This window comes from Prescottella subtropica (genome assembly GCF_005434945.1).
In the GTDB taxonomy this organism is placed as follows: domain Bacteria; phylum Actinomycetota; class Actinomycetes; order Mycobacteriales; family Mycobacteriaceae; genus Prescottella; species Prescottella subtropica.
The window spans coordinates 340,676-356,448 of record NZ_SKCH01000001.1; the positions used below are offsets into that span (position 1 = coordinate 340,676).

Consider the following 15,773-nt stretch of genomic DNA (forward strand, 5'->3'; position numbering starts at 1 on the left):
ATTGTCAAAGACTTACGTATGCATCTGTGCATATCGCGCGGCACGCAGCAGTTCGAAGTCGTCGGGATCCACCCGCCGGGTCCGGCGCCGATAGCCCCACGACGACCCCGGCCACAGCGCGTGGTTGGATCCGCGCCCGTTGAGGTACCAGCTCGCGCAGCCGCCCGTGCTCCACACGCCGCGGGACAGTCGGTCGCGCAGTTCCTCATCGAACACGGACTGGACGCCGGAACGGACGTCGAGCGCGTCGACTCCGGACGCGTCGACCAGGCGCATCGCGTCGCGCACGTACCGGATCTGCGCCTCGATCATCACGAGTACCGACGTGTGGCCCAGCCCGGTGTTGGGTCCGGACAGCAGGAATGCGTTGGGCAGCCCGGACACCGTGATCCCGAGGTGGGTGCGGACACCGTCGCGCCGCCACCGCTCGAGCAGGCTCACGCCGCTGCGGCCGACCAGGTGCATGCGGTTCAGGGCCCCGGCCACCCGGAAGCCGGTGGCGTAGACGATCGCGTCGACCTCATGGGCGGTGCCGTCGGCGGTGACGACCGCGTCGGGCCGGATCTCGGTGATCGGATCGGTGACGAGGGTGGTGTCCGTCCGGGCGAGGGTGGGATAGAAGTCGTTCGAGCGCAGGATGCGCTTGCAGCCGATCCGGTAGCCGGGGGTGAGCGCCGCCCGCAGGCCCGGGTCGGCGACCTGCCGATGCAGATGGCGGCGGGCGCGGGCCTCGGTGACGCCGAGCAGTCTCGGATAGCGACTCAGGCCGAGCCCGAGCGCTTCGTCGGACCAGTAGGTGGCGGATCGGAAGAGCTTGTGTGCCAGCATGCTTCGACGGGAGAGTGCAGTTACGACCGGATGCTCTCGGCGCGGCAGCACCCACGCCGGGGTGCGCTGGAAGACGTGCAGGTGTGACGCCGCCTCGGCCAGCTGCGGGGCCAGTTGGATCGCGCTGGCGCCGGTGCCGATCAGCGCGACCCGCCGGCCGGTGAGGTCGACGTCGTCGCGCCATGCCGCCGCATGCATGCTCGGTCCCTCGAACGACTCCGCACCCGGAATGCGGGGGAGTCGTGGCACATTCAGAGCGCCCGTCGCCACCACCAGGAACTGGGCGACGAACTCCCGCCCCGCGGAATCGGTGACGTGCCAGCGGCATTCGGACTCGTCCCAGTGGGCGCCGGAGACCGTGGTGCCGAACTCGATGTGGTCGCCCAACCGGTAGCGCCGCGTCAGTTCCGTGAGGTAGCCCAGGATCTCGGGCTGCGTACCGTGCGAACCCCGCCAATCGTGCCGGGGCTCGGACGAATACGAGTACAGCACCGACGGGACGTCGCACGCACACCCCGGGTAGATGTTCTGCCGCCAGGTGCCACCGACCGCGTCGGACCGTTCGAGGACCACGAAATCACGGTCCCCGCTGCGGGCCAGGTCGAGGGCCGTGCCGAGTCCGGCGAACCCGGCTCCCACGATCAACACCCGACTACGACGAACCTGTGACACGCTGCTTTTCCGATCCCTGGGAATTCCGCAGCGCTCCCCTCACTGCCCGACGCAGGTCAGTGTGCAACTTGAACAGTGTTCAAGACAAATCGGTGGGACGTGTCACGCCACCTCGTCCTCGCCACCCGGCTGGACTTTCCGCAGGCCACGGTAAGCCTCGGCGGGACTGTGCCGGCCCGCGACGACGGCCTCCACCTCGGCCGCGATCGGCATCTCGACGGCGTAGTCGCGGGCCAGTTCCATCACCGTCGGGGCGGTCTTGACACCTTCGGCGACCTGACCGAGTTCCTCGACCGCCTGCTCGACGGTGAGCCCGCGGGCGAGCGCCTCCCCGACGCGGCGGTTGCGCGACGCCGGACTCATACACGTCGCGATCAGATCACCCACCCCGGTCAGTCCCGCGAACGTGCGCGGGTTGGCACCCATCGCCTCCCCGAGTCGGGTCATCTCCGCCAGCCCGCGGGCCAGGACCATGGCGCGGGTGTTGTCGCCGACACCCAGGCCGTCCGCCATGCCCGACGCGATCGCCACGATGTTCTTGAGGACGCCGCCGAGTTCGCAGCCGAGGACGTCGGTGTTGCGGTAGACGCGGAACACGGGCGACGCGAACAGCGGCTGCAGCGCGGTCGCGACGTCCTCGTCCTGCGTCGCGACGACCGCGGCCGCGGCCAGGCCGTCGGCGATCTCACGGGCGATGTTCGGCCCGGACAGCAACCCGACCGGATGACCGGGCAGGCATTCGGAGATCACCTCGGTGGGGCGTTGCCGGGTGCCCGGTTCGAGGCCCTTCGCGAGCGACAGCACCGGCACCCACGCCCGCACCTCGTTGCAGATCAGGCTCAGTGTGGCGCGCACCGCGTGCGACGGCACCCCCACCACCAGCACGTCGGCCTCGTTCGCGGCCTCGACGATGTCGGAGGTGGCCCGCAACCCGTCCGGCAGCGCCCGGTCGCCGAGGTAGCGGCTGTTGCGGTGCTCGCGGTTGATCTCGTCGGCCGTCTCCGGGCTGCGCGACCACAACAGGGTGGGGGTGTTGCGGGCCGCGAGCCCGGCCACCGTCGTCCCCCACGAACCGGAGCCGAGCACCACGACACGTACCGGGCGGGCCATCAGCGATCACCGCGTCGAACGTCGTTGCCGTCCATCGCTCCAGGTTGACACTCCGGGGCGGTTCCCGGCGCCGATTCGGCGAACTCGTCCCGCGTCCACGCGTACCGTCGGAGGCGTGTCCGACGAACTTCCGTTGCGGGACGTGTATTCCGAGCCCACCCTGGCCGACGTACTGCCGTCGGTACTCGCCGCGCTGGGGGTGCCCGGTGAGGCGAACCGGCTGGCGCTGCCGGACGCCGCGCGGGTCGTCGTGCTGCTCGTCGACGGCCTCGGATGGAATCTGCTGCGCCGCAACACCGATGCAGCACCCTTCCTGAACAGTGTGGCGACGGAACCGATCCGCGCCGGATTCCCCACCACCACCGCCACCTCCATCACCACGTTCGGTACCGGGCTGCCGTCCGGCCGGCACGGGGTCACCGGCTACACGTCCGTCGTCGCCGACGCGGGCGGGCCGCTGAACTGGCTGCGCTGGCAGCGGGTCGGGGACCGGCGCGATCTGCTGCCGACGGTGGTGCCGGAACGAATCCAGCCGCACCGCACCGTGTTCGAACGGGCCACCGCCGCCGGAGTCGTCGCGACCACGGTGCTGCCCCGCGAGTTCGGCGGCACCGGACTCACCCGCGCGGCGCTGCGCGGCGGACGGTTCGCCGGGAGGATCGCATACGGGGACCTGCTGCACGCCACCGTCGCGGCCGCGTCGGTCGGGCCCCGCACCCTCGTCTACTGCTATCTCAGCGAGATCGACACCCTCGGCCACGTGTACGGACCCGAAACCGGCGGTTGGACGGCGCAACTGACGATCGTCGACCGGCTCGTCGAGGACCTCGTCGCGCACCTCGGCTCCGACGTCCGACTGCTGGTGACCGCCGATCACGGCATGGTGACCGTCGACGAACGCGTCGACGTCGACACCGACCGGGCTCTCACCGACGGGGTCGCCGCGATCGCCGGGGAGGCCCGCTGCCGCTACGTGCACACCGCACCCGGCCGTGCCGACGCCGTGCTGCGGCGGTGGCGGGACGTGCTCGGGGAGCGGGCGTGGGTCGGCACCCGTGGCGACGTCGTCGCCGCCGGACTCCTCGGTCCCGACCCGACATCGGACGCGCTCGAACGGGTCGGGGACGTCGTCGCGATCGCCCGCGGCACGGTCGCCCTCGTCCGCGGGGAAGCCGAACCGCGGATGTCGCGGCTGATCGGCCAACACGGCGCCCTCACCGACGACGAACTGCTGGTCCCGCTGCTGCAGGTGTGAGAGTGGGTGCGCGCCGCGGCGCCGGACTCTAGGGTGGCGGACGGATTCGGCAACGACGACTGGGGGAGTGGCATGCGCACGCGTGAGACGACGATCGTCCGGCACTGGAAGGTCAGCCTGCGGGCGTGGCTGGTGTTCTGGATCGTCCGGATCCTCGTCAAACCGCTGTTCACGCTGTGGCCGACGACGGACCGCGGGATCGCGGCGCTCGCGCATCTCGAGAAGCTCGTCGACCGGCTGCCGAAACCGCCCGGTGTCACCGTCGAGCCGATGACGCTCGGCGGGGTGCCCAGCGAATGCGTCACCCACCATCGGCAGGCCGCGGACGCACTCGCCGGCGCCACGATCCTGTACTTCCACGGCGGCGGATTCGTGTTCTGCGGCCTGGCCACCCACCGCAGCCTGTGTGCGGTGCTCGCCGCCCGCGCCGGGGTGCCGGTGATCTCCGTCGAATACCGGCAGTTGCCGTACGGCGGGGTCGGCACGTCGATCCACGACGCGATGGCCGCGTACACCGACCTGCTCGACCGCTGCGCGGACCCGTCCAAGATCGTCCTCGCCGGAGATTCCGCAGGCGGCTACCTGGCGATGAAGGTCGCCGAACTCGCCGCCACCCGCGGCCTGGCCACGCCGGCCGCGGTGATCGGGTACTCGCCGCTGCTCAACCTGGCGCTCGAGGAGCACGACCCGGATTACATGCGCCGTGACGCCTACCTGCCGATGAGCCAGGTGGAGAAGCTGAAGGACCGATGGGCCGGTGGGCCCGATCCGATCGTCGGCGCCGACTCGCCCGTCGAGGCCGACCCGAGCCTGTTCCCACCGGTGTTCTTCAGCGTCGCCCAGTACGAGCTGATGCGGCCCGACGTCGAGACGATGACCGAGCGGCTCGCAGCGGCCGGGCAGGCCGTCGAGACCCACGTGTGGAGCGGCCAGATCCATGCCTACCCGGTGATCGGCACCTATCTGAACGAGGCCACCATGACGATCGCGTTCAGCCTCGACTTCGTGCGCCGCGCGCTCGGCCACCGCGGCCGGCACGCGGCGTGACCGTCACCGGCCGTGTGCCTCGATCTGCTTGCGCAGGTTCGCTTCCGTCTGCTTGATCGCGGTGACGACGAACGGCTCGATCAGCTTGCCGAGCAGGCGCCCTGCGACGCCGCCGGGCAGCTCGTAGCCGAAGTCGACGGACAGTTCGGTGCGGTCGTCACCGACCGGCGCGAACATCCAGCTCGACCGGTTACCGAAGCCGTCGACCGACGACAGCGTGATGATCCGGTCCTGCTCCCACTCGGTGACCTCGACCGTCGACGTGAACGTCTTCGGCCCGATCTGCATGGCTGCGGCGTAGCGGGCGCCCAGACCCTGGACCTGCTCACCGATCGGATCGAACCGGGTGATGCCGAACATCCAGTCGGGCACGTTCCGGTAGTCGTCGATGTGCGCGAACGCGAGCTCGACGGGAACGATGGCGACGGCCTTGTGTCGAACGTGGATCATGTGTTCCTCCCTCCGATGGAAGTCGGACACTAGTACACGTCGGGAGTGACCCGCGTCACCGACGTCCGGAAAGTCGGAACTCGGCGATCTCGCGGGTGTGGTCGATCGCGTCGGACAAGGCCCGATGCCGCTCGTCCGCCGACTCGGCTGCCAGGATCGTGAACTTGTCCGCCGCACCCATCGGCACCCACGCCGCCAGCGCATACAGGTGGTCACCGGGCTGGGCGAGCACGTCGAACATGCGCGGCGGCGCCGGCGGCGGATCCTCCCGCAACTCCCGCACCCGGGTCAGCAGGATGTACAGCTCGGTGATCTTGTCGGTGAGATGCTGCAACTGGCCGTCCGAGAGACGCCCGGACGCCTCCACCGGCCACGACTCCACCTCCGCCTGCGGGTACGGATCGTCACCGAGCCAGTGCCGCACCCGGATTCGCTCCTCCGCCACACAGTTCAGGGAGGTTCGGCCGTCGCCGATCCCGATGTGGGACACGATGCGCACCGACGTGCCGACGTCGTAGCGGTCCTCCCCGCCACCCACCTCCCGGCCCCGTTCGATGAGTACCGTCCCGAACACCGGGCCGGCAGTCGCGGACAGACAGTCCCGCACCAGCGCCTGATAGCGCGGCTCGAACACGTGCAGCGGCAACCGCTCCCCGGGCAGCAGTGCGGCGCCGAGCGGGAACATCGGCAGGACGGTCAACGGTTCGGTCATCACGGCATCCGCAGTCGAGGCACCGGCACCGTCTCCGGTGGGGTACCGGCATCCAGTTCGGCGATCAGATGATCCGCCCACGCCACCAGTCCGGTGACGTCGAGGGCATGCGGCGGATCCACCTCGAACGGCACGATCCGATGCCGGCCCTGCCGTAGCAGCGACACCGCCCCCGCCGGATTGCCGCGCAGCAGATGCGTCACCGCCACCGCCAACTGCGCCAACCCCTGCCACAGCCCGCGCTCCTCGTGCGGCGCTTTCTTCCACGCCGCCTCGAGCACCTCGTGCGCATGGAACGGCAACTCGTGATCCAACAGCCGCTGCGCCTCCGTGATCGCCGCACCGGGGTCCAGATCCAGATCGTCGGGCATCGTCGGAAACCCCTCCTCACCCCACGCCAGCGGCCGCCCCAGCCGATCCCGGGGGCGGGCGTTGCGGGGCTTGCCGAGCGTGTCCCGATCACGGTCCGCCATACAAGCAATCTAACGCTCGAGACGGGGTGTGGGGAGGGTGCGCCCGACGGGTGGACGGTGGTGCCGCCATGGACGCGGCCGCTGCGCGCGGATTCGTCTCCTGCGCGCACGATCGCGCGTGCGGGACGTCAACTCGCGTGCAGGATGGGTCCGGACAGAGAAAAACCCGGTATCGCAGATGCGATACCGGGTTTTCCGGTGGTAGCGGGGACAGGATTTGAACCTGCGACCTCTGGGTTATGAGCCCAGCGAGCTACCGAGCTGCTCCACCCCGCGATGCGTTACCTACAGTACACGACGCGGCCGGAATCCCCGCATCGGTGCCGGTCCCGGTGATCGGAAGCAGCGGCTCGAGCCCGCCCGTGACCGCCCTAACCTGCGGGGACACGGCACGACGACGGATCGCGGAGGATCGGTATGGCACTGCTCGAGAACAAGGTCGCCTTCATCACGGGTGCGGCACGTGGACAGGGACGCAACCACGCGATCCGGTTCGCACGGGAGGGCGCGGACATCGTTGCGCTCGACGTGTGCGCCCCCGTGTCCGGCGACGTCGGCTACCCGGCCGCCACCCCCGAGGACCTCGAGGAGACCGCCCGACTGGTGCGCGCCGAGGGCCGCGAGATCGTCACCGCGATCGGCGACGTCCGCGACCAGGCGGCGCTGCAGGCCGCCGTCGACGCCGGGATGGAGCGCTTCGGACGCCTCGACGTCGTCGTCGCCAACGCCGGCATCTCCACCTGGAACCGCTTCTGGGAGATGCCCGAAGACCAGTGGACGACGATGATCGACATCAACCTCAGCGGCGTGTGGCGCACCCTCAAGGCAGCCGTGCCCGCCATGATCGACGGCGGCCGCGGCGGCTCGATCATCGTGGTCAGCTCCGCCGCCGGCATCAAGGCCAGCCCCGGCACCGCCAACTACACGTCCGCCAAACACGGCCTCGTCGGACTCACCAAGACCGCCGCAATCGAACTGGGCGAGTACGGGATTCGCGTCAACTCCATCCACCCCAGCGCCGTCGACACCCCGATGGGCCAGGACGCCAACGTCGGCAAACTCCTCGCCCAGTACCCCCGCTACATCGACAACTACAAGTGGCCGCTGGCCGGCCTCACCAAGTGCAGCGTCGACGACATCACCGACGCCGTCCTCTACCTCGCGAGCGAGCAGTCCCGCACCGTCACCGGCGCCCAGATGTCCCTCGACCTGGGGCTGACGACGATCTAGGCGCTCCGCACCCGTGCGCCTTTTTGGTAGTGGGAGCTACCAAAAAGGCGCACAAGCGGCGCAGCCGCCTACAGGTTCCCGCGGCGCTGCTGTTCGCGTTCGATCGCGAGGAACAGGGCCTGGAAGTTGCCTTTGCCGAAGCCGAGGGAGCCGTGGCGTTCGATGAGTTCGAAGAACACGGTGGGGCGGTCCCCGATCGGGGTGGTGAAGATCTGCAGCAGGTAGCCGTCCTCGTCGCGGTCGACGAGGATGCCGCGACGCTGCAGTTCCGCGATCGGGATCCGCACGTCGCCGATGCGGGCACGCAGGGCGGGATCCTCGTAGTACGACGCGGGTGTCGGCAGGAACTCGACACCCGACTCCGTCAGTCGGTCCACCGATTCGACGATGTCGGACGTGGCGAGTGCGAGATGCTGTGATCCTGGGCCGCAATAGAATTCGAGGAATTCATCGATCTGGGACCGTTTGCGACCCGCAGCGGGCTCGTTGAGGGGAATCTTGATGCGGTGGCTACCGTTCGCGACCACCTTGCTCATCAGCGCCGAGTACTCGGTGGCGATGTCGTCGCCCACGAACTCGGCCAGATCGGTGAATCCCATGACCCGGTGGTAGAAGTCGACCCACTCGTTCATCTTCCCCAGTTCCACGTTGCCGACCACGTGGTCGAGAGCTTCGAACACCTGCCGACTGGTACCGAACTGTGCTGTGCGCGCAACGAATCCGGGGAGATACGGGCCGGTGTAGCGGGAGCGGTCGACGAGGGTGTGCCGGGTGTCGCCGTACGCGGCGATGCTCGCGGACCGGACGGTGCCGTGACCGTCGGTGTCGTCGTGCGGGTCGACGAGAATCGTGGCGCCCTGGCTGCGGGCGTGCGCGATGCACCGGTCCACGTCGGTGACCTCGAGGGCGACGTCGTAGACGCCGTCGCCGTGCCGGCGGTGATGATCGAGCAGCGGGCTCGACGGGGCGACCCCGCCCATGATCACGAATCGTGCTGTGCCACTGCGCAGCACGAACGAGCGGTGGTCACGGTTACCGGTCTCGGGGCCCGAGTACGCCTCGAGTTCCATGCCGAACGCGGTGCGGTAGTACGTCGCGGACTGGGTCGCGTTGCCCACCACCCACACGATCGCGTCCCAGCCGACGACGGGGAACGGATCGGCCGACGGATCGTGTTCGACGAGTCCGAGCAGTTGACGCAGCGACGCATCGTCGAGGCGGTGCAGCGATCGGGCAACGGACTGATCGACGGTCATGGCGACCTCCCGTGTCGTGTACATCGATCACACTGCTGTGCGCTCGGCCGAGCAATATCAGCCGGCGGCGGTGGACGGAGTGCACGTTCGAGTCCGCAGAATCACCCGTGGGGTGGTCAATGTGTGCAATCGGTGGTAGTGATCGGCTGCAGGTAATGCAGTGATTTCCCATACCGAGGAAATCGTAAAGATGGACGGTCGTCCAGTATGGAATGTGGTCTGGTCGACATCTGCGTCGAGTGTGGAACCGTCTACCTCTCAACACTTCTGACCGGCGGGGTGGTGTCGAGGTGAACTTGGGGCAATCTTTGCCAAAACCCTTCCGGAGGCGAAGGTTATGCGTTACTTTCCTTTCGATCACGATCGCGAAGGGTGCCGGAACATGGCAACAACCGTCCGGCGTGAGTTACCCCGAGTGTTCTGCGTGCTGCCCGATGTCGCTCGTGCGTAAAGGTGGGTGCGACGTCGTGCAGAAGTTCTACGAACCGTTCCAACACCGACCGAGAGGGTGGGTTTTCGTATGAGTGTGTCGTTCCTGAAGGCGGCATCGGATCTGCTGAATGGTCTGCTGACAGACCTGTTCTCCGGCTCGGTCATGCCGGGAGTCGGGGGTCTGAACAGCTCGCTGGCAGACGTTCTCCGGCTCAGCTGAGCCCGATCAATCTGAATGATTTTCTCCGACAAGAGGAGTGACCGATGAAGTTGAGTTCGCTCGCCGATGTCCTCGACGGCCCCTTCGCTGCGCTCATCAACAGCGTCATGGCGCAGTTGCTGTTCATGCCGCTGCAGGGCTCCGTCGACATGGGCTGGGAGCCCGTTCTGCCTGTCTGATCAGGCTTCTGAAACTACACGGAAGGGGAAAACATAGTGGATACCGGAAGTCTCGTCGACCTGGTCACCAGTGTCGACCTCGGATCCCTCACGGACCCGATCGCATCGATGAAGGATGTGGTCGATGCGCTGTTCAAGGTCGTCGGTGACGTGATCGGCCTCTGGCCGGCAGGGTCCGGCGCAGCGAACGGCAGTGTCGATGCGCTCCTCACCGGTCTCGGCTCCGCCGCAGGCCAGTAACCAGGGAAGGAAGAACGCATGTTCGATCTGTCTGTCACCTACAGTTCCGACATCTCGAAGTTCGGGTCCGTCGATCTGGTCGCCACGTTCACGAAGTTCCTGAACGCGCTGTCCCTCGCGCCCACAATCTGACGAAAGGAACCGGCGATGCTGCAGAAGTACATCAACAACTTTCTGATCGGTTCGGTCGAATCGATCGTGGGCTTCACGGCTCTGGGGAGCACGCTCCTCAAGACCCCGAAGTGATCGACTCGCACATGGTGGTGTGAAGATGCTGGGCTCGAAGGTGAATCATCTTCGGGCCCAGTAATCGTCGTCCCACTGTGGTTCCGTGACGATCTCCCGAGGAGTGCCATGACGCTGTCTTCCCACGACGCCGACTTCGTCTACAACGAGTCCGACGGGCACCTCGGCCATGTCTTCGCCGTGTATCTGTTCGACACCACCGGACATCCCGAGTCGGAGTTCACGCACGAGCAGGCACTCCGGTGGACTGCCGAGCGACTCGGTCACCACGACCTGTTCACACACGCGGTCCGGCGCGTACCCCTGGGGCTCGAACACCCCTACTGGCAGCCGGTCTCCGTGGACGCCCGTGACCACGTCCGTGTCACCCCGATCATCGGATCCGGCTGGGCGCCACTACAGGAGCAGTTGAGCGTCCTGCTGACCACACGTATGGACCTCGCGCGACCGCCGTGGGAGTTGCACTTCTTCACCGGTATCGAAGGACTCGACGATCTACCCCACCGCATGACGGCTGTGGTGTTCAAGGTTCATCACAGCGCCGGCGACGGGTTGGCAGTCCTCGGGATGGCCCACAGTCTCTTCTCCGACCGGACAATGTCGGTATCACAGGCGCAACAGGCGCCGCTCCTGCCCGTTCGGATGCTCGCACGTTCGATCTTGGAATTCCCCGGTCGCGTCCTGCGTTTCGTCCGGGCCGTCCCCGACAGCCGGGACGCAGGCAGTGCCGTAGCAGAGGAACTGGCCGCCGGCACCTGGGACGGTGAGCGTGAGCAGCCGTCGACCCGATTCAACGGTGCGGTCAGTGGGCGAGTCGCCCTGTCGTCGACCGTCTTCTCCCTGAACCGGATTCGTCGGATCAAGGAGATGGTCCCCGGCTCCACCGTCAACGACGTCGTACTCACCGCCGTCGGTGCCGGGCTCGCCGACTACCTGGAGCGGCAGCACGAACCGCATCGTGGCTCACTCGTCGCGACGGTACCCAGATCCATGCGGACGGTGGAGGAATCGGAGTCGGCCAACCGACTGGCGATCATGGGCGTCGACATGCACACCGACATCGCGGACCCGATCGACCGATTGACGGCGATCGTCCGGTCGTCGCGGTCGGAGAAGACCCGCACCGCGCATCCTGCGGTGCGTCGGCAGGCCGCGGCGTCGGAGACCGCCCCGCCGCCACTGATGCGGCTCATCGCGTACGCGCGGAAGAAGAACGACCACGACCCGAGCCGTCCCCGCTACCAGCACACGATGGTGAGCAACATGCCGTTCACCGTCGACGGTCTCACGCTGAACGGGGCGCCCGGTGTCGCCGCGATCGGTGGACAACCCCCGGTCGACGGTGACGGTCTGCGCCACTTCGTGATCGCGGCGGACGGTGACCGGCTCACCCTCACCGTCGTCGCCGATGCCGCGTCGATGCCCGACCCCGGCCACTATCTCGATCTGATCCGGGGGCGTCTCGACGAACTCGAGGAGGCCGCCGCGCACCCGCGTTCGGCGTTAGTCTGAACAGCGCACGTGCCGCAGTAGTCGAGGCGATCGGAGCAGGCGATGTCACCCGTGAACGAGACCCGGCCGGTGATCGTGGGCGTCGACGGATCCGACGCCTCCCGCCATGCCGTGCAGTGGGCGGCCGCCGAGGCACACGCCCGCAAGGTTTCGTTGAAACTGGTGCACGTCATCGACACGGAGAACGACTTCCCGTTCGCCGCGGACGACCTCGAGGAGGAAGAGGCGTTCGGTCGGGAAGCGCTGAAAGCGGCCCGGGAGGCCGCGACGATCGAGGACTACACGCTCGACATCGAGGTGGAACTGCTGCGTGGCCGGGTGAACCGGGCATTCGTGGATCTGTCCGAGCATGCGAGCCTGCTCGTCGTGGGCTCCGTCGGCAGCGGCTTCTTCACCCGCATGGTCCTCGGGTCGACGGCCCTGTCCCTGGCACACCACGCCAAGTGCACGGTTGCGGTGATCCGCGGCGCCGACGGCAGCCCCGTCCCACCCACATCCGGTCCCGTCGTCGCCGGCGTGGACCATTCGGACAGTGCCGACATCGTCGTCGGCACCGCGATGCAGGAGGCGTCCATCCGGCACGCCGAGATGACCGCCGTACATGCGCGCCGCCGCCGCGGCAGCCACGAGGCCGACGAGGAGGCCCGCGCCCGCATCGACCGGCTGATCGCGACATGGGGTGCGAAGTTCCCGTCGGTGCCGGTGGAGACGGTGCTCGCCGAGGCCGGCCCGACCAAGCATCTCGTCGCACTCAGCTCGACGGCCCGTGCGATGGTCGTCGGCAACCGCGGCCGGGGCGGCTTCGAGAGCGCGCTGCTCGGCTCGACGTGCCAGTCGCTGCTCTATCACGCGCAATGCCCCGTCATCGTCGCCCGCACCCGGGCCACCCCCTGACCGGCGGCCCGGCGTGGACCGGCAGGGGCATCGGCTCGACGGACTCGACGTCGACCTGATCGCCCGGTTGCGCCGCGATCCCCGGATCGGGGTACTCGAGCTCGCGCGTCGTGCCGGGGTCGCCCGCGCCACCGCCGCCGCCCGGCTGCACCGGCTCGAGGAGGCCGGGATCGTCACCGGCTACGGACCCGACATCGACCTGCGGGCGGCCGGATTCCCGGTGCAGGCGTTCGTCACCCTGGAGATCGCGCAGGGCTCGCTCACCCAGCTCACCGGGGAACTCGAGGCCATCCCCGAGGTGGTCGAGGCGTGGGCCACCACCGGGGCCGGGGACGTGCTGTGCCGGGTCGCGGCCGCGTCCCACGACGACCTGCAGGCCCTGCTCGTCGACCTGCACCACTCGTCGACCGTCGCCCGGTCGGTGTCCGTCGTCGTGCTGTCCCAGGTGGTCCCGTACCGGTCGGTGCCGCTGCTGGCGAAGTCGGTCCGCCCGTGAGATGTCGGTGATGGCTGGCAGTATCGGTGACGTGGATACCGTGCACACTGTCGTCGACTCCCCGATCGGACCGCTGACGCTGGTCCGGGGCTCCGACGGTCTGTGCGGGCTGTACATGCACGAGCAGCGGCACCTGCCGGCTCCGGAGCGGTTCGGTGCCCGCCGCGACACCGGCTTCGATGCGGTGATCGACCAGTTGGCCGAGTACTTCGCCGGTGAGCGCACCGCGTTCACTCTCGACGTGGCACCGTCCGGCACCGAGTTCCAGCAGCGGGTGTGGGCGGCGCTGCGCACCATTCCGTACGGCGACACCTGGACGTACCTGCAGCTCGCGGAGCAGTTGGGTAATCCCGCCGCGATCCGGGCCGTCGCCGCCGCCAACGGCCGCAACCCGATCGGCATCGTCGTCCCCTGCCACCGCGTGATCGGCAGCGACGGATCCCTCACCGGCTATGCGGGCGGGCTCGACCGCAAACGGTTCCTACTCGACCTCGAGGGCGCCGCGGGAGTCCAGGATGGACTGTTCTGACGATCCGATCTCACGTTCCGGCCGCCCGGAGCGTCTACCGGGTGTGGGAGCGACACCGTTCGAGCAGATCGTCACCGAGCACGGGCCGGTGGTTCTGCGGGTGTGCCGTGCGCTGCTCGGGCCGGCCGACGCCGACGACGCCTGGTCCGAGACGTTCCTGGCGGCGCTGCGCGCCTACCCGGAGCTGCCGCCGGACGCGAACGTCGAGGCGTGGCTGGTGACCATCGCGCACCGCAAGGCCGTCGACATCCACCGGGTGCGCGGCCGCATCCCGATCCCCACCGACGAGATTCCGGAGCGCGCCACCGCCCGGGACGTGCCCGGCACGTGGAATCACGAACTATGGGACGCGCTCGCCGACCTGCCGTTCACCCAGCGGGCCGCCGTCGTCCACCACCATCTGGCCGGGCTGCCGTACGCGCAGGTCGCCGCCATTCTCGGCAACAGCACCGACGCCGCCCGACGCGCCGCCGCCGACGGCATCGCCCGGCTGCGCCGCACCTACCCGGCCCTCGCCTCGGAAGGAGTCCCCCGATGACCATCCTGCCCACGCTGCCCGCTCTCCCCACCCCGGACGTGGCCGCCGCGGACCTGGACCGCCTGCATGCCCGGTTGTCCGCCGCCGCCGATCGCGACGGCATCCTCGACGTCGGCTACCGGTCCGTCGACACCCCCGTCGGTCGACTCCTGTTGGCCGCCACCGACATCGGCCTGGTCCGGGTCGCGTATCCGCGGGAGGACCACGACGCCGTCCTCGTCGATCTCGCCGACCGGATCAGCCCCCGCATCCTCGCGGCGCCACGACGTCTGGACGCCGCCGCCCGGCAGCTCGACGAATACTTCGAACACCGCCGCACCCGCTTCGACGTGCCCCTCGACCTGCGGCTCACCCGCGGCTTCCGGCGCACGGTCCTGACCCTGCTGCCCGACATCGACTACGGCACCACCGCCAGCTACACCGAGATCGCCGAGGCCGCCGGCAGCCCGCGCGCGGTGCGGGCCGTCGGCACCGCATGCGCCACCAACCCGCTGCCGGTGTTCGTGCCGTGCCATCGGGTGATCCGCAGCGACGGCACCATGAGCCGCTACGCCGGCGGTGTCGAGGTGAAACGGGCGCTGCTGGATCTGGAGGCGGCGTGACGCTGCGCCTGCCGTTCCGCCCGCCGCTCGCGTCGGCCCCGCTGCTCGCCGCACTGTCCGCGCACACCGTGGCCGGTCTCGAACGGCACGCCCCGGACCGCGGCGCGCACACCCGCGTCGTACCCGCCCCGCACGGGCCGGCGGTGGTGCAGGTCCGGTTCGACACCGACCACGTGGAGGCGACGATCCGGTCCGCGCACGGCGACGACGTCCCGCACCTCGAGGCGGTGCTGCGCCGCTGGCTCGACCTCGATGCGGACCCGGACGTCGTCGACGAGGCGCTGTCGACAGACAGTGTTCTGGCACACCATGTTTCCGCGCGACCGGGGTTGCGGGTCCTCGGCTCGGTGGACGGCTTCGAGACCGCGGTGCTCACCGTGCTGGGGCAGCAGGTGTCGCTACCGGCGGCCCGGACGTTCGGGTCCCGTCTGGTGGCGGCATTCGGTGCGCCCACCGGCGTCGACGGTTTCACGAGTTTCCCTGTGCCCGAAGTCCTTGCCGGACTCGATCCGTCGGTCATTCGGGAAGCGGTGGGCCTCACCGGGACCCGCGCCCGCACCGTTCACGCCCTCGCCGCGGCGGCCTGCGACGGTCTTCCCCTCGGACCGGGCACGGACCCCGACGAGTTCCGGACCCGACTGCACGCACTACCCGGTATCGGGCCGTGGACCGTCGACTACCTCGCCGTCCGGGTCCTCGGCGACCGGGACGCCTACCCGTCCGGCGACCTCGTGCTCCGACGCGCCCTCGGCGTGGCGACCGCCCGCGAGGCCGCCGCGGCATCGGAGCGGTGGCGGCCCTGGCGGGCATACGCCCTGTTCCACCTGTGGACGGCGCAGGCGTACCTGTGAG

The 15,773-nt window shown here is 69.0% G+C and carries 18 protein-coding genes and 1 tRNA gene; 12 read left to right on the top strand and 7 right to left on the bottom strand.

Annotated features, from left to right (window positions below; all coding sequences use genetic code 11):
* Window positions 1–12: 12 nt before the first annotated feature.
* Window positions 13–1,476 (bottom strand): flavin-containing monooxygenase, encoded by a 1,464-nt coding sequence (locus E0497_RS01535; RefSeq protein WP_241665651.1) that lies wholly within the window; start codon window positions 1,474–1,476, stop codon window positions 13–15.
* A gap of 126 nt (window positions 1,477–1,602) precedes the next feature.
* A complete protein-coding gene (locus E0497_RS01540) occupies window positions 1,603–2,610 on the bottom strand; it encodes an NAD(P)H-dependent glycerol-3-phosphate dehydrogenase (RefSeq protein ID WP_137723004.1) in 1,008 nt (335 codons plus the stop codon).
* A gap of 115 nt (window positions 2,611–2,725) precedes the next feature.
* Between E0497_RS01540 and E0497_RS01545 the strand changes: the two genes are divergently transcribed.
* Window positions 2,726–3,865, top strand: coding sequence for an alkaline phosphatase family protein (locus tag E0497_RS01545; RefSeq protein WP_241665652.1), 1,140 nt, complete (start codon window positions 2,726–2,728; stop codon window positions 3,863–3,865).
* A 72-nt stretch (window positions 3,866–3,937) separates the two neighbouring features.
* Window positions 3,938–4,912: an alpha/beta hydrolase fold domain-containing protein gene (locus tag E0497_RS01550; RefSeq protein WP_137723005.1), complete on the top strand. Its 975-nt coding sequence runs from the start codon at window positions 3,938–3,940 to the stop codon at window positions 4,910–4,912.
* A gap of 3 nt (window positions 4,913–4,915) precedes the next feature.
* On the opposite strand, the gene E0497_RS01555 is transcribed toward E0497_RS01550, so the two are convergent.
* The 4 genes from E0497_RS01555 to E0497_RS01570 all read right to left on the bottom strand — a co-directional run bounded on the left by E0497_RS01555 (window position 4,916) and on the right by E0497_RS01570 (window position 6,823).
* Entirely contained in the window at window positions 4,916–5,362 is a 447-nt protein-coding gene (locus E0497_RS01555; protein ID WP_137723006.1) for an SRPBCC family protein, read from the bottom strand.
* Window positions 5,363–5,417: 55 nt separating this feature from the next.
* Window positions 5,418–6,062, bottom strand: coding sequence for an LON peptidase substrate-binding domain-containing protein (locus E0497_RS01560; RefSeq protein WP_137723159.1), 645 nt, complete (start codon window positions 6,060–6,062; stop codon window positions 5,418–5,420).
* 11 nt (window positions 6,063–6,073) lie between these two features.
* Window positions 6,074–6,547 (bottom strand): DUF309 domain-containing protein, encoded by a 474-nt coding sequence (locus E0497_RS01565; protein WP_137723007.1) that lies wholly within the window; start codon window positions 6,545–6,547, stop codon window positions 6,074–6,076.
* A 199-nt stretch (window positions 6,548–6,746) separates the two neighbouring features.
* Window positions 6,747–6,823: transfer RNA gene (locus E0497_RS01570), tRNA-Met, on the bottom strand.
* A 141-nt stretch (window positions 6,824–6,964) separates the two neighbouring features.
* Between E0497_RS01570 and E0497_RS01575 the strand changes: the two genes are divergently transcribed.
* Window positions 6,965–7,777 carry a mycofactocin-coupled SDR family oxidoreductase gene (locus E0497_RS01575; protein WP_137723008.1) on the top strand — a complete coding sequence of 271 codons (813 nt, stop codon included), beginning with the start codon at window positions 6,965–6,967 and terminating at the stop codon, window positions 7,775–7,777.
* A gap of 68 nt (window positions 7,778–7,845) precedes the next feature.
* On the opposite strand, the gene hppD is transcribed toward E0497_RS01575, so the two are convergent.
* Window positions 7,846–9,033 (bottom strand): 4-hydroxyphenylpyruvate dioxygenase, encoded by a 1,188-nt coding sequence (hppD, locus tag E0497_RS01580; protein ID WP_137723009.1) that lies wholly within the window; start codon window positions 9,031–9,033, stop codon window positions 7,846–7,848.
* 696 nt (window positions 9,034–9,729) lie between these two features.
* Here hppD and E0497_RS20940 point away from each other — a divergent pair.
* From E0497_RS20940 to E0497_RS01620, 9 genes are all read left to right on the top strand, one after another.
* A complete protein-coding gene (locus E0497_RS20940) occupies window positions 9,730–9,864 on the top strand; it encodes a hypothetical protein (protein ID WP_277751659.1) in 135 nt (44 codons plus the stop codon).
* A 36-nt stretch (window positions 9,865–9,900) separates the two neighbouring features.
* The gene (locus E0497_RS01585; protein ID WP_137723010.1) at window positions 9,901–10,104 is read left to right on the top strand and encodes a hypothetical protein; all 204 of its coding nucleotides are present in this window, start codon (window positions 9,901–9,903) and stop codon (window positions 10,102–10,104) included.
* A gap of 354 nt (window positions 10,105–10,458) precedes the next feature.
* Window positions 10,459–11,862 carry a wax ester/triacylglycerol synthase domain-containing protein gene (locus tag E0497_RS01590; RefSeq protein ID WP_137723011.1) on the top strand — a complete coding sequence of 468 codons (1,404 nt, stop codon included), beginning with the start codon at window positions 10,459–10,461 and terminating at the stop codon, window positions 11,860–11,862.
* Window positions 11,863–11,904: 42 nt separating this feature from the next.
* On the top strand, window positions 11,905–12,756 hold the full coding sequence (locus E0497_RS01595) for a universal stress protein (RefSeq protein ID WP_137723012.1): 852 nt from the start codon (window positions 11,905–11,907) through the stop codon (window positions 12,754–12,756).
* Between the two features lie 13 nt (window positions 12,757–12,769).
* Entirely contained in the window at window positions 12,770–13,252 is a 483-nt protein-coding gene (locus E0497_RS01600; RefSeq protein ID WP_137723013.1) for an Lrp/AsnC family transcriptional regulator, read from the top strand.
* A gap of 10 nt (window positions 13,253–13,262) precedes the next feature.
* Window positions 13,263–13,781: a methylated-DNA--[protein]-cysteine S-methyltransferase gene (locus E0497_RS01605; RefSeq protein WP_170312827.1), complete on the top strand. Its 519-nt coding sequence runs from the start codon at window positions 13,263–13,265 to the stop codon at window positions 13,779–13,781.
* Window positions 13,768–14,319: an RNA polymerase sigma factor gene (locus tag E0497_RS01610; RefSeq protein ID WP_137723015.1), complete on the top strand. Its 552-nt coding sequence runs from the start codon at window positions 13,768–13,770 to the stop codon at window positions 14,317–14,319. Before E0497_RS01605 ends, E0497_RS01610 begins: the two co-directional genes overlap by 14 nt.
* On the top strand, window positions 14,316–14,921 hold the full coding sequence (locus E0497_RS01615) for a methylated-DNA--[protein]-cysteine S-methyltransferase (protein WP_170312828.1): 606 nt from the start codon (window positions 14,316–14,318) through the stop codon (window positions 14,919–14,921). Before E0497_RS01610 ends, E0497_RS01615 begins: the two co-directional genes overlap by 4 nt.
* On the top strand, window positions 14,918–15,772 hold the full coding sequence (locus E0497_RS01620) for a DNA-3-methyladenine glycosylase family protein (protein WP_137723016.1): 855 nt from the start codon (window positions 14,918–14,920) through the stop codon (window positions 15,770–15,772). The genes E0497_RS01615 and E0497_RS01620 overlap by 4 nt, the downstream gene beginning before the upstream one ends.
* Window position 15,773 lies beyond the last annotated feature (1 nt).